At 71.8% G+C, this 12473-nt stretch carries 11 protein-coding genes and 1 pseudogene; 5 read left to right on the top strand and 7 right to left on the bottom strand.

The features are described 5' to 3' along the window. Positions 1-6 precede the first annotated feature (6 nt). Complete coding sequence (locus AB5J56_RS08160; RefSeq protein ID WP_369231489.1) at positions 7-1236, top strand: ankyrin repeat domain-containing protein; 1230 nt, start codon at positions 7-9, stop codon at positions 1234-1236. 72 nt (positions 1237-1308) lie between these two features. On the opposite strand, the gene AB5J56_RS08155 is transcribed toward AB5J56_RS08160, so the two are convergent. Together AB5J56_RS08155 and AB5J56_RS08150 are read right to left on the bottom strand one after the other, a co-directional pair. Beyond that, a complete protein-coding gene (locus tag AB5J56_RS08155) occupies positions 1309-3702 on the bottom strand; it encodes a Tex family protein (RefSeq protein ID WP_369231487.1) in 2394 nt (797 codons plus the stop codon). 211 nt (positions 3703-3913) lie between these two features. Then, a complete protein-coding gene (locus tag AB5J56_RS08150; RefSeq protein ID WP_369231485.1) occupies positions 3914-4780 on the bottom strand; it encodes a hypothetical protein in 867 nt (288 codons plus the stop codon). 146 nt (positions 4781-4926) lie between these two features. Here AB5J56_RS08150 and AB5J56_RS08145 point away from each other — a divergent pair, with 146 nt between their 5' ends. After that, entirely contained in the window at positions 4927-5880 is a 954-nt protein-coding gene (locus AB5J56_RS08145; RefSeq protein ID WP_369231483.1) for a GlxA family transcriptional regulator, read from the top strand. Positions 5881-5952: 72 nt separating this feature from the next. After that, complete coding sequence (locus AB5J56_RS08140; protein ID WP_369231481.1) at positions 5953-6588, top strand: DJ-1/PfpI family protein; 636 nt, start codon at positions 5953-5955, stop codon at positions 6586-6588. A gap of 44 nt (positions 6589-6632) precedes the next feature. Here the strand turns inward: AB5J56_RS08140 and AB5J56_RS08135 are convergent, their stop codons facing one another. Continuing rightward, complete coding sequence (locus tag AB5J56_RS08135; protein WP_369231479.1) at positions 6633-7382, bottom strand: enoyl-CoA hydratase/isomerase family protein; 750 nt, start codon at positions 7380-7382, stop codon at positions 6633-6635. Here AB5J56_RS08135 and AB5J56_RS08130 point away from each other — a divergent pair. Both AB5J56_RS08130 and AB5J56_RS08125 read left to right on the top strand, forming a co-directional pair. Continuing rightward, positions 7323-7799: a hypothetical protein gene (locus tag AB5J56_RS08130; protein WP_369231477.1), complete on the top strand. Its 477-nt coding sequence runs from the start codon at positions 7323-7325 to the stop codon at positions 7797-7799. The genes AB5J56_RS08135 and AB5J56_RS08130 overlap by 60 nt on opposite strands. Positions 7800-7974: 175 nt before the next feature. Further along, positions 7975-8481, top strand: a complete 507-nt coding sequence (locus tag AB5J56_RS08125; protein WP_369242437.1) for an ATP-binding protein — start codon at positions 7975-7977, stop codon at positions 8479-8481. Between the two features lie 18 nt (positions 8482-8499). Here AB5J56_RS08125 and idi read toward each other — a convergent pair whose 3' ends face one another. The 4 genes and pseudogenes from idi to galE all read right to left on the bottom strand — a co-directional run bounded on the left by idi (position 8500) and on the right by galE (position 12436). Then, on the bottom strand, positions 8500-9093 hold the full coding sequence (gene idi, locus AB5J56_RS08120; RefSeq protein WP_369231475.1) for an isopentenyl-diphosphate Delta-isomerase: 594 nt from the start codon (positions 9091-9093) through the stop codon (positions 8500-8502). 326 nt (positions 9094-9419) lie between these two features. Continuing rightward, positions 9420-10157 (bottom strand): annotated as a pseudogene (locus tag AB5J56_RS08115) (class I SAM-dependent methyltransferase); the annotation flags it as partial. Between the two features lie 199 nt (positions 10158-10356). Continuing rightward, positions 10357-11295, bottom strand: coding sequence for a cation diffusion facilitator family transporter (locus AB5J56_RS08110; RefSeq protein WP_369231473.1), 939 nt, complete (start codon positions 11293-11295; stop codon positions 10357-10359). 157 nt (positions 11296-11452) lie between these two features. Next, positions 11453-12436: a UDP-glucose 4-epimerase GalE gene (galE, locus tag AB5J56_RS08105; RefSeq protein WP_369231471.1), complete on the bottom strand. Its 984-nt coding sequence runs from the start codon at positions 12434-12436 to the stop codon at positions 11453-11455. Between the last annotated feature and the right edge of the window lie 37 nt (positions 12437-12473).

Genomic DNA, 12473 nt, shown 5'->3' with positions numbered 1-12473 from the left:
GTGCGGGTGACGTCGGACGCGGAGCTCGTGGCAGCGGTACGGAGCGGGAACGCGGCCCGGGTGAAGGCCGCCGTGGACGCGGACGCCGATCCGGACGCCGTCGACGAGCACGGCACGCCCGTGCTCTGCCTGGCCGTGGACACCCTCGACCCCGCGGTCGTCGAGGAGCTGGCATGGTGCGCCCGGATCGACGGCGCCGACCCCGACGGCCGCACACCACTGCTGCGCGCCGTCGACCGCGGAGCCTTCGACATCATGGCCGTCCTGGTCGCCAAGGGCGCGCACCTGTGGATCAAGGATGCCGAGGGCCGTGACGCCCTCGCACTGGCCCGGTACTGGCACGAGACGGGCGCGGTGACCGAGCTCCGCCGCAGAACGGGGCTGACGGAACCGGTCCGACGTACGTCACTCAGGGACGAGGACGGCTGTATCCGCGAGGAGCTCGCCCTCGGCGCGCTCACGATCCGTACCGGGCACGCCGCCATCCTCACGTACCTGGAGCCGAAGTACGGGATACGACCGCCCTTCGAGGAACTGCTGGCCCGCGCCCTGGCCGAACCGGACGTCGACCACGAGGTGTGGTGGACCACGACCGGGATCCTCCAGCAGCGTCACGATCCCCTGGTGTGGCAGGCGTCGGCCGCCCTGTGCGCGCGTGCCGATCCCCGGGAGCGGTGCTTCGGCGCGGAGGTGCTCCGGGCGATCCACCTCTTCGACGAGAGCGAGGACGACCCCTTCGAGGGCCCGCTCGTGGACCTGTTCCTCGACCGGGCGGCGGAGGAGCGCGACCCGCGAGTCATGCGGGTACTCACTGCCGGACTGTCCGACACGATCGACCCCCGACGCGTCGACACACTCGTCACGCTCGCCGGTCACGACGACGGCAGGGTCCGCGAACGCGCTGTGTACGGCCTGGCCGAACCGGTCGCCTCCGCAGACGCGCCTTCCCTGGCCGTCGTGCTGGCCCGCACCAGGGACGCCGTCGCCGACGTCCGCCGCGCCGCCTGCCTCACCCTGTGCGAAGCCCCCACGAATCTCCCGGCCCCGTCGGACGCCCTCGCCGCCCGGCTCGAGGACGAGGACGAGGCCGTACGTGTCACGGCAGCCACCCGCCTGGTACTGCGCGACGACCCGCGCGGCGACGAGCTGCTGGGAGCGTACGTCGGGACCGCCGAAGACTCCCCGCACTACTGGCGGCTGTACGAGGCGTGGCACCACGACCGCCCGACGGGCTAGACACCGGGCGGGCCGCTCGGCACCACCCCCGGGTGCCCTGCGGACAGGGCACCCGGGGCGAGGACCGAGGCGTCAGCCCCGGCCCCGCTTGGGGTCGGCCAGCCCCGCGCGCCGCAGCGCATCGGCCATCGCACTGTTGGCGGGCGCGGGCGCCTGACGCGAACCGCCGCCGCCACCCCCACGCCCCTGCCGCTGGGACTGAGCCTGCTGCCCCCGCTGCTGCGGCGGCCGCCCCCCGCGCTGGGGCCGCCCCCCGCCGCCCTGTTCAGCCTTCGGCGCGGCTTCGTCGTCCAGCCGCAGCGTCAGCGACACCCGCTTGCGCGGAATGTCGACGTCGAGCACCTTCACCTTCACGATGTCACCCGGCTTCACCACGTCCCGCGGATCCTTGACGAAGGTCTTGGACATGGCGGAGACGTGGACAAGGCCGTCCTGGTGGACGCCGATGTCCACGAAGGCGCCGAAGGCGGCCACGTTGGTGACGACGCCCTCCAGCACCATCCCGGAGGCGAGGTCGGAGAGCTTCTCGACGCCTTCCTTGAAGGTGGCGGTCTTGAAGGCGGGCCGGGGGTCGCGCCCGGGCTTCTCCAGCTCCTTCAGGATGTCGGTCACGGTCGGCAGACCGAACGTCTCGTCCACGAAGTCGTCCGCCCGCAGCGAGCGCAGCACCCCCGTGTTGCCGATCAGCGAGGCGACCTCGTTCCCGGCGGTCTTCACCATGCGCCGGACCACGGGGTACGCCTCGGGGTGCACGCTGGACGCGTCCAGCGGGTCGTCCCCGCCCTGGATCCGCAGGAAGCCCGCGCACTGCTCGTACGCCTTGGGCCCGAGCCGGGCGACCTTCTTGAGCGCGGTGCGGGAGGCGAACGGCCCGTTGGCGTCGCGGTGCGCCACGATGTTCTCGGCGAGCCCGGAGGTGATGCCGGAGACGCGGGACAGCAGCGGCGCGGACGCGGTGTTCACGTCCACCCCCACGCCGTTCACACAGTCCTCGACCACGGCGTCCAGCGACCGCGACAGCTTCACCTCGGACAGGTCGTGCTGGTACTGCCCGACACCGATGGACTTCGGGTCGATCTTCACCAGCTCGGCCAGCGGGTCCTGAAGGCGGCGCGCGATGGACACGGCGCCGCGCAGCGACACGTCCATGTCCGGCAGCTCCTGCGAGGCGAACGCGGACGCCGAGTACACGGACGCGCCCGCCTCGGAGACCATCACCTTGGTGACGTTCAACTCCGGGTGCCTGGTGATGAGTTCACCGGCGAGTTTGTCGGTCTCGCGGGACGCCGTGCCGTTGCCGATGGCGATCAGCTCGACCGCGTGCTCCTTGGCGAGCCGTGCGAGCTTCGCGATGGCCTCGTCCCACTTGTTGGCCGGGACGTGCGGGTAGATGACGTCGGTCGCGACAACCTTGCCCGTCGCGTCGACCACGGCCACCTTCACGCCCGTACGGAACCCGGGGTCGAGTCCCAGCGTCGCGCGCGTGCCCGCCGGGGCCGCGAGCAGCAGGTCGCGCAGGTTCGCCGCGAACACGTTGACCGCCTCGTCCTCGGCGGCCGTCCGCAGCCGTAGCCGCATGTCGATCCCGAGGTGCACCAGCAGGCGGGTCCGCCAGGCCCAACGGACCGTGTCCGTCAGCCATTTGTCGCCGGGTCGGCCGCGCTCGGCGATCCCGAAGCGGTGCGCGACGATTCCCTCGTACGAGGAGGGACCGGGCTGCTCGGAGGGCTCCTCCGGCTCCAGGACGAGGTCGAGGACCTCCTCCTTCTCGCCGCGCAGCATCGCGAGGACGCGGTGCGAGGGCAGCTCCGTGAACGGCTCGGCGAAGTCGAAGTAGTCGGCGAACTTGGCGCCCGCCTCCTCCTTGCCGTCCCGCACCTTGGCGGCCAGCCGGCCACGCACCCACATGCGCTCACGCAGCTCGCCGATCAGGTCGGCGTCCTCCGAGAACCGCTCGGTGAGGATCGCCCGGGCGCCGTCGAGGGCGGCCTGCGGATCGGCCACGCCCCTGTCGGCGTCCACGAAGGCCGTGGCCGCCGCGAGCGGATCGACCGACGGGTCGCCGAGCAGGCCCTCGGCCAGCGGCTCCAGGCCCGCCTCGCGCGCGATCTGCGCCTTCGTCCGCCGCTTCGGCTTGAACGGCAGATAGATGTCCTCCAGGCGCGCCTTCGTCTCGGCACCCCGGATCTGCGCCTCCAGCTCCTCGGTGAGCTTGCCCTGCTCGCGCACCGATTCGAGGATCGCCGTACGCCGCTCCTCCAGCTCCCGCAGATAGCGCAGCCGCTCCTCGAGGGTGCGCAGCTGCGCATCGTCGAGCATCTCCGTCGCTTCCTTGCGGTAGCGGGCGATGAAGGGCACCGTCGATCCGCCGTCGAGCAAGTCGACGGCCGCCTTGACCTGCCGCTCCCGTACGCCGAGTTCCTCGGCGATCCTGCCTTCGATGGACCCTACGAGGGGTGTCGTCACGATCCCGTACCGCCTTCTCCACTGGGGTTGCGCGGCAATTGTGGCAGGTGGCGCCGACAACGGGGGATCAGGGCGGGACCTCAGCGCGCCCGGACCGCCGCGTCACGCTGCCGTTCCGAGTCTCCCCGTATGTCTCCCGGCGAAATGTGCCGGGAGACATACGGGTACCTCAGCCCATGCCGATCACGCCTTGCTGCTCATGCTTCGTGGGTCATGCCTTGCCGGTCATGTCGTCGGGGAACGCGCCCGCCTCCAGCGCCGTGCTCAGCAGCCCCCGGGACAACTCCGTGAGCCGCTCCACGCCGGCGGCGCCCAGATGCTCGTACGGCGCGCGGTCCAGCCGGTCCGTCTCCGCCTCGATCCCCTGGCGCAGCGCGACACCCGCCGGCGTCAACTCGCCCTCGGCGTCCAGCAGTCCGCGCGCCCGCAGCCGTCCGACCGCCGCCTCCCAGTCCGCCCGCGACCAGCCGCGCGTGCGCAGCGCCCACTTCGGGGCCATGCCCTTGCCGGTCGCGGTGTGGCTCACCAGGGCCTCGACCGGGTCGAGTTCCGCCTCCAGCAGCACCGCGAGGTGGCCGTCGCCGCGGTGCTCGCGCAGCAGAGTGGCCGCGTGCCAGAGCGCGAGGTGCGGCGCGTCGGGAACGGGCAGGTCGGCATGGGCGGCGTACAGCGGTCGCGCGGTCCTGCCGCAGGCCTCGGCCGCGCGCAGCGCGAGCTCCGCCGCCTCGGTCACCTCCTTGGCGGTGGCGACGTCCTCGCCGAGCAGCCGCCGAAGCGTCGCGTCCACGGCACGCGCGCGTGCCGCGAGAACCGTCTCCGGGGACGCCGTCGCCCACACCGCGGGCACGTGCCGTGCCACGAGGTCGTGGCTGAAGTTGTAGAACGTCGCCGTCACCACGCCGGCGCCCACCGGCCCCATGGCCGCCGCGCGCACGGCGAAGTACGCGGCACTGCGGTCCTCGATCCCGGCCGCGGCCAGCTCCCGACCCAGATCGGGGGAGAAGTAGTGCGTCGAGTGGAGCGGATTGAGGACGTTGTGGCAGCGCCGTCCGGCGTGCTCCGGCAGGGGAGAGGTCATGCCCCGCACGTTACCGACTGGTCGGTACGCAGGGAATGCCGGACGCCGAAAGCCAGGACTTCGGCCGGATCGCACGACCCGCCATGGCAGGAAAGGTGGGGTGCTCGTCATTGCGGACATCACCCCGCCCGCGAAGAATCGAGGACATGCGAACGGTCCTGATCGTCCTCTTCGACGGCGTGCAGAGTCTCGACGTCACCGGCCCCGCCGAGGTCTTCGCGGGCGCCGAGGCCTGCCAGGACGGCTCGTACCGCATCCTCACCGCCTCCCTGGACGGCGCCGCGGTGCGCACGTCCAGCGGCCTCACCCTCGTCCCGGACCGCGCCCTCGCCGACGCACCCGCGCCGCACACCCTGCTCGTCCCGGGAGGCGAGGGAACCCGGCGCCCCGACCCCCGCCTGATCGCCTGGCTGCGCACGCACGGCCCGCGCGCCGAACGCCTGGTCTCCGTCTGCACCGGCGCGATCCCGCTCGCCGAGGCGGGCCTGCTCGACGGCCGCCGGGTGACGACCCACTGGGCGTACTGCGCCAAGCTCGCCCGGGACCACCCGGACGTCGAGGTCGACCCGGATCCGATCTACGTCCGCGACGGGCGCGTGGCGACCTCGGCCGGCGTCACCGCGGGCATCGACCTCTCCCTCGCACTGGTCGAGGAGGACCTCGGCCGCGACACCGCCCTCACCATCGCGCGCCACCTGGTGGTCTTCCTGCGCCGCCCGGGCAGCCAGGCGCAGTTCAGCGTCCAACTCGCCGCACAGACGGCACAGCGTGAACCGCTGCGCGAGGTCCAGCAGTGGATCACCGAACACCCCGCCGGTGACCTGTCGGTCGAGGCGCTCGCCGCCCGCGCCGGGTTCTCGCCCCGCCACTTCGCCCGCGCCTTCCAGGCCGAGACCGGTACGACGCCCGGCCGGTACGTCGACCGGGTCCGCCTGGAACACGCCCGGCGCCTCCTGGAGGACACCGCCGACGGCGTCGAGGAGATCTCCCGGGCGAGCGGCTACGGCACACCGGAGGCGATGCGCCGCGCCTTCGTGAAAGTCCTCGGCACGGCCCCCGCGGAGTACCGGCGCCGCTTCCGCCCGTCGCTCACGCCCTGAGATCCACTCAGTGAAACCCGCCCAGTGCCCGTCCGATGCCCGTCTAGTGCTCGTCTACTGAGAGAGAACCCCATGCAGATCGCGATCGTCCTCTACGACCGTTTCACCGCCCTGGACGCCGTGGGCCCCTACGAGACCCTGGGCCGCCTGCCCGACGCGGAGACCGTCTTCGTGGCCGAGCACACCGGCCCGGTCCGCGCCGACACCGGAAACCTCGCGCTCACCGCCGACAGGACCCTCGCCGAGGTGCCGCACCCGGACATCGTGATCGTCCCCGGGGGCCCCGGCCAGACGCCGCAGATGGAGAACGCGGCCCTGCTGGACTGGCTGCGCGCCGCCGACGCCACGAGCACCTGGACGACGTCCGTGTGCACCGGCTCGCTGCTGCTGGCCGCCGCCGGGCTCCTCGACGGACGCCGCGCCACCTCGCACTGGCTGGCTCTCGACTTCCTCAGGGAGTACGGCGCCGAGCCGACGGGGGAGCGGGTGGTGTTCGACGGCAAGTACGTCACAGCCGCCGGCGTCTCCTCCGGCATCGACATGGGCCTGACGCTGTTGGGCCGGATCGCGGGCGACGAACACGCCCAGGCCGTACAGCTGTTGACGGAGTACGACCCGCAGCCGCCCTACGACGCCGGATCCCCGCAGAAGGCGCCCGCGCACCTCGTCGAGGAGTTCCGTTCGAAGAGCCGGTTCATCCTGTCGTAGTCACGACTCATCCTGTCGTAGTCACGACGCGATGCGCGGCCGCTTCATCCGGACGCGGTCCAGGTGAAGCGCGGTTGCCTGCGCTCCAGGAAGGCGGTGACTCCCTCCTCGGTGTCACCGCTGCCGCGCGCCTGCTCGGCCCAGTGGGCGTCCCGGTCCGTGCGGCCGTCCGCGAACTCCTTGGCGGCGGCCTGCGTCAGCTGCGAGCGCGAGACCAGCACCCGGGTGAACTCGCCGACCCGCTTGTCGAGTTCGCCCGCGGGCAGCACCTCGTCCACCAGTCCGGTGCGCAGCGCTCGCTCGGTCTCGATCAACTCGCCCGAGAACAGCAGGTACTTGGCGGTGGCCGGACCCACCAGCGACGCCAGCCGCCGGGTGGAGGAGGCCGGGTAGACGATCCCGAGCTTCGCCGGAGTCACCCCGAAGAGTGACCCCTCCTCCGCGAACCGCAGATCACAGGCCGCCGCCAGCTGCGAGCCGCCGCCCACGCAGTACCCGCGAACCGCCGCGAGCGTCGGCTTCGGGAACGCGGCGAGCGCCTCCTCGGCGGCCACGGCCAGGCCCTGCGCCTCGTCCGGGGAGCCGCGCAGCGTCGAGATGTCGGCCCCGGCGCAGAACGTCTCACCCTCACCGGTCAGAACCAGCGCGTGTACATCGGCGTCAGCGGTCAACTCGTCGAGAAGAGGCGGCAGCGCCCGCCACATCCCGGCCGTCATGGCGTTGCGCTTGGCCGGATGGTGGATGACGACGGTGGCGACCCCGTCCGTGACGCTGTGCAGCAGCTGCGGCTCCATGAGCCGGATGTTATCCGCACATGTCGAACGTACGATCAAGACGGGGGTGCGCGAGGAGGCGTTCTCGGCGTGATCCTCGTGCTCGCGGGACTCGTCTACACCGGGGTCGCCAGTCTGACGTCGATGCTCCTGTTCGGCAGCCTGGTGGTGCGCGGCCCCCAGTTCGGCTGGACGCTTCTGCTGGGCGCCTTCGACCTGCTCCTCGGCATCCTGGTGCTGGTCTCCTGGCCGAGCAGCAGCAAGTACGTCATCGGCGCCTTCATCGCGCTGGCGCTGCTCTTCGACGGTCTGGGCCTGATCGCGACCGGGTACGGCGGGCGCCGCATCGTCGGCCTGGTCTCCGACCGGCTCGCGGCGGACGTGACCGAGCGGGACGAATCGGTCGAGCGTGGCGGCAAACCCGTACAACCCGAATAGTTCCGTTAGTCGGAACAACCCGGACAGGATCGATCCCATCAGGCGACTGAGGTATATGTCGACGATCAAAAGCCGTCGATACTCGCTGACTTCTGTTCAGTTCTCGGGTCCGGACCGCCGCGTTACTGACACTCGACGTGTGGTGACAATCGAGCGCGAGGGTGGCGACCGGACGATGGAGAACCGTGGGCGGGGGGCCGACCCACGCCCAGCAGGCGACGAAGGGGCGCCCCTGGAAGGACCGCCGGGCCCGCTGCCGTACGAGGGGGTGTGGCGGTTCACCGCTCCCGCCGTCGACGCCTCGGTACCGCAGGCGCGGCACGCCGTCCGTGATCTGCTCGCCCGCCAGGGGGTGCCCGTCTCGGCCGACCTCGTCCACGGACTCCTGCTGATCGTCTCCGAGCTGGTGACGAACGCCGTCCGGCACGCGGCGCTGCTGTCGCCGATGCTCGCGGTCGAGATCGCCGTCGGGGCCGAGTGGGTGCGGGTCTCCGTGGAGGACAACCACCCCTACCGCCCGACAGCCCTGGAGGCCGACCACGGGCAGACCGGCGGCCGGGGTCTGCTGCTCGTGCGGGAGGTCACCAGGGAGTCGGGCGGGGTGTGCGACGTCGAGCACACGGCGAGCGGCGGCAAGGTGATCTGGGCCGCCCTGCCGCTCAAGCCCGCCGAACTGATCTAGCGAGCCCGGGTGCCGGGACTACCAGCCCGCGGCGGGCCCGGTCAGCTCCCGGACCGCCGGACGGGCCGCGTCCAGCACCGTCATGAACCACGACGAGAAGGTGTCCTTCGCGTGCCGCTCGGCCAGCTCGGCGGCGGTCACGAAGGCCGTCGAGCCGACCTCGTCCGGGTCGGGGTGCAGCGCCGACTGCACCATTCCGACGAAGAGGTGGTTGTACTCCTGCTCCACCAGGCCCGAGTCCGGGTCCGGGTGGTTGTAGCGGACCGTGCCCGCCTCGGCCATCAGCGACGGGGAGACCCCGAGCTCCTCGTACGTCCGCCGGGCAGCCGCCGCGAAGGGCGCCTCACCGGGGTAGGGGTGGCCGCAGCAGGTGTTGGACCACACACCGGGGGAGTGGTACTTGCCGAGGGCCCGCTGCTGGAGCAGCAGCCGGCCGCGCTCGTCGAAGAGGAACACGGAGAACGCGCGGTGCAGCTGCCCGGGCGCCTGGTGGGCGGCGAGCTTCTCCGCCGTGCCGATCGTGTTGCCGTCCTCGTCGACCAGTTCCAGCAGGATCGCTTCAGCGGTGCCGTTCGACGAACTGTGCGTCGCGGTGGCAGGTGTGATCGGCATACCCATCCTTCGCCTCGGTCTTCGAACCTCAAGTCTGCCGTACGAAACCGGCACTCCCGACACTTCGCGGCTCCCGCATGTCCCGCCCCGCGACTCCGGAGCGGGACATGCGCCCGACGTGCGTCAGTCGCCGAAAGCGCCCGGATACCTGATCGTGCCCGGTGCCGGGGACGAGGAACCGCCCCGACCAGGGCGGCTGCCGCGGCGTCCGGAACGTGGGCGCACAGCCGGACGTCGTACGCCGAAGCGGGGGCGCCCTGCGTCTTCCAGGGGACCTGCCGCCGGACCTCCGGCTACGGCCGGGTGCGCCGAGTGCGGTTCGGGAACGGACGCAGCACGTAGCCGGTGTAGCCGTACTCCGTGCCGTGCTCGCGGCGCATCGCGAGCTCCGCGCGGGAGCCCGCCACCGCCTCGGCCATGCCGGGCACCGAGACGTCGGCCGCCTCGGTGCGCGCGCCGAGCGGCCCGTAGTACTCGTCCCAGTCGGACTCCGGCTGCGGGTACACGCCGATCACGGCGTACCCGGCGGCGTCGGCGGCCCGGATGTTCTCCCCGGTCATCCGCAGCCGGCCGTGCTCCGCCCAGAAGGCGCGGGCCACCGGCGAGGGTGCCTCGGTCGTCCACTCGCACTCGGTGAGCACGAGCGCACCACCGGGGGCGAGCAGCCTGCGCCAGGTGCGCAGAGCGGTGTCGAATCCGATGGAGTAGGCCGAGCTCTCGGCCCACACGAGATCGAACGAGCCGTCCGCGTACGGGAGTTCACCCATGTCTCCGTGGACCGCGCGGATCGACGCGGTGAGACCGCGGGACGCGGCGGCCGTCCGGAGCTCCTCCAGGAACGGCTCGTGCAGATCGACGGCCGTCACCTCCGCGGCGGCCTCTGCGGCCAGCAGCAGTGCGGAGCGGCCGGGGCCGCAGCCCAGGTCGAGGACGCGGGGACGGGCGGGCAGCGGCCCCGCGAGGGACAGCAGATGACGGGTGGTGGCGTCGGAGCCGGGGCCCTGCCGCGGCAGTCCGTGGTGCAGGGCGAAAAAAGCCTCGTACAAAGAATCGTGGTGGGACAAGGTGAGCAACCTTCGGATGCGAGGGCCCGGGCCGCCGCGCACGCCGCTCGGCGTCGGTCAGCCGTGGACCCGGAGGATGGGGATGCACCTGTCGCTGCGCAGGGCAGCGCTCCACACGACGGTCATCAACCCACCTCCTTCAGGCACTCGAAGCTCAACGGCCACGCTAGCAGCGGACCCCGGGGCGTGCCCCGGATTTTCAGTGGCAGAGCTTCGCCTCGTGCTCCGCGTGTCCGCTCGGCTCCAGCTGGAACGTGCAGTGCTCCACGTCGAAGTGGTCGCCCAGGCAGCCCTGGAGCTCGTGGAGCATCTTCTCGTGGCCGATGGCGTTGAGGGTGTCGGAGCCGACGACCACGTGGGCGGAGAGGACCGGCATGCCCGAGGTGATGGTCCAGGCGTGCAGGTCGTGGACGTCCACGACGCCGGGCAGCGCGACGATGTGCGCCCGTACCTCCGCCATGTCGACGTTCTTGGGAGCCGCCTCCAGGAGCACGTCGAGCGTCTCGTGCAGCAGCTTCCAGGTCCGCGGCACGATCATGAGGCCGATCACGAGCGAGGCGATGGGGTCGGCGGCCTGCCAGCCGGTGGTCATGATGACGACAGCGGAGATCAGCACCGCCAGCGACCCCAGCGCGTCCGCCGCCACCTCCAGGAAGGCGCCGCGCACGTTCAGGCTGTCCTTCTGGCCCCGCATCAGCAGCGTGAGCGAGATCATGTTCGCGACCAGGCCGATCAGGCCGAACACGACGGTCAGGCCGCCCTCGGTGTCGGCGGGTGTCATGAAGCGCTGGATCGCCTCGTACAGGACGTAACCGCCGACCCCGAGCAGCAGCAGACAGTTGGCCAGCGCGGCGAGGATCTCGGCGCGCGCGTACCCGAACGTGCGGTTGGTGCTCGCCGGCCGGTTGGCGAAGTGGATCGCGAGCAGCGCCATGCCCAGGCCCAGCGCGTCCGTGGCCATGTGCGCCGAGTCCGCGATGAGCGCGAGCGAGTCGGCGAGGACACCGCCGATGATCTCGACCACCATCACGGCGAGCGTGATCGACATCGCCACGCGCAGCCGTCCCCGGTACGCCGCGGTCACCGTGCCCGTGGTGGGCGCGGCGTGCGTGTGTCCGTGATCGTGCCCAGCCCCCATGGAAGCCGCCTCCCTGTGCTCTGCTCGGGATCACAGTGAACTACGGGCGGGGGGTACCGGGCAACGCGGCACTGAACACCGTTGTCATGTGCCCTGACCTGCGGAAACGATCCGCTGGTCAGAGCGTCGGAAGATCACCTGGCGGACGTTCGGAAGATCACCTGGCGGATGTCTCGGGATGGTGCAGCAGCCAGCCCTCCCATGCCGACTCGACCATCTCGCGTACCCCTCGCCGGGCGCTCCAGCCCAGCTCGGCAGCGGCTCGTGCGGCCGAGGCGACCGCACGCGGGGCGTCGCCGGGGCGCCGCGGCTCGACCAGCGGCAGCCGGGTGTCACCGCTCACCTCGCCGATCAGCGTGATGAGTTCGCGCACCGACACGCCTTCGCCGCGGCCGATGTTCACCGTCAGATCGCCCCCGGCGGTGTCCGTGGCCAGCCGCCGGGCCGCCGCGAGATGCGCCTCGGCGAGGTCGGAGACATGGATGTAGTCGCGGATGCAGGTGCCGTCCGGTGTCGGGTAGTCGTCGCCGAAGATCCTCGGGGACTCGTCGCGCGTGAGCCGGTCGAAGACCATCGGGACCACGTTGAAGACACCGGTGTCGGCCAGCTCCGGCGCGGCCGAGCCCGCCACGTTGAAGTAGCGCAGACACACGGTCGCCATCCCGTGCGCCCGGCCCGCCGCCCGCACCAGCCACTCCCCGGCCAGCTTCGTCTCGCCGTAGGGGTTCACCGGGGCACAGGGGGTGTCCTCCGTGATGAGGTCCACATCCGGGTTGCCGTAGACGGCCGCGGACGAGGAGAACAGGAACCGCCGCACTCCCGCCCCGGCCGCCGCCTCCAGAAGGGTCGCGAGACCGCCTACGTTCTCCTGGTAATAGCGCGTCGGCCGGTCCACCGACTCGCCGACCTGCTTGCGTGCCGCGAGGTGCACCACACCGGTCACCGCGTGCTCGGCGAGAACCCGCTTCAGCAACTCCCCGTCCAGCGAGGAGCCCTGCACCAGCTCGATGTCCGCCGGAAGGCGGGCCGGCACCCCGGCCGACAGATCGTCGAGCACGACGACGTGCTCACCGGCCCCGGCCATCGCCCGCGTCACGTGTGCCCCGATGTATCCGGCCCCGCCGGTGATCAGCCATGTCATGGACGCCCACCCTATGCCGGTGCCCCGCCCGCCCGAC

The organism is Streptomyces sp. R21, assembly GCF_041051975.1.
Taxonomy (GTDB): Bacteria; Actinomycetota; Actinomycetes; order Streptomycetales; family Streptomycetaceae; genus Streptomyces.
Note: the sequence above shows the minus strand (reverse complement) of the source record. Positions and strands in the feature narration are given on the sequence as shown.